Source organism: Alkanindiges illinoisensis (genome assembly GCF_004377485.1).
Taxonomy (GTDB): Bacteria; Pseudomonadota; Gammaproteobacteria; order Pseudomonadales; family Moraxellaceae; genus Alkanindiges; species Alkanindiges illinoisensis_A.
Genome location: NZ_SNTY01000087.1, coordinates 1 through 802, shown reverse-complemented (window position 1 = coordinate 802; position 802 = coordinate 1). Strand labels below are relative to the sequence as shown.

The window sequence follows — 802 nt, the reverse complement described above, 5'->3', positions numbered from 1 at the left end:
CAATCAATTTTATTGCTTCAACTTTAAATTCTGCGGTGTAAGTCTTCTGTTTCTTGCTCATGGTAAACTCCTGATGAGTGTCTATAGTTTACCAAGTTAAAACCTCCTGTTTTCTCAGCACACATCACAATTATCTGTGCGCTTAAGATAAATGCTCACCCCATGTAAAAATGCCTGAATAAATACTGAGAAGTTAGCACTGGGATATAGCGATTCAATAGTTGGTACAAATGGCATTAGCCTCAAGAACTCACGTTGCATTCGCTTATATTCCCCTACATCATTGTTAGGCACGCTGTAGCCAAACAATGGATAGCGGATCTTCTGAAGGTTAATGGTTAATTTTTCAATGGCAGACAGGTGATGGACTAAGTCGTGGAAGAATGGCTCTTTGATAGAGGGTAAGTTTTCATCTTGGGAATAATCATCGAAAGAATATTGGTTCATGGTAAACCTCATAAGATAGGACTGCTGAGGTAATAATCAGAATGGATGCTTCAATGCTCACTCATAAAATTTAGGTAAACAAAGGGCTTTGTTGCACAAAGATTTGAAATGCAAAGCGCCCCTAATTGAGCCAAATTTAAGGCGTAACTTGGGTAAGTGGTCGACCTAATTCCGTAAATCTGTTAAGGACTGCTACACGTGCATGGATCTCATTCACTTGGCTATCAAAACTCCTTGCACTGAGTTTATCTCCTAATAATTTGATGCAATGCATCTTAGTTTCAACCAAACTTCGCCGATGATAGCCTGACCATTTTTTCCATAGTGTCCTGCCTAAACGTTTAATTGTTCGAAG

The 802-nt window shown here is 39.0% G+C and carries 1 protein-coding gene and 1 pseudogene; both read right to left on the bottom strand.

Annotation, left to right across the window (positions count from 1 at the left end):
* Positions 1-114: 114 nt before the first annotated feature.
* Entirely contained in the window at positions 115-447 is a 333-nt protein-coding gene (locus E2B99_RS14005) for a hypothetical protein (protein ID WP_134245901.1), read from the bottom strand.
* Positions 448-583: 136 nt separating this feature from the next.
* A pseudogene (locus E2B99_RS14000) lies at positions 584-802 on the bottom strand (IS5/IS1182 family transposase); the annotation flags it as partial.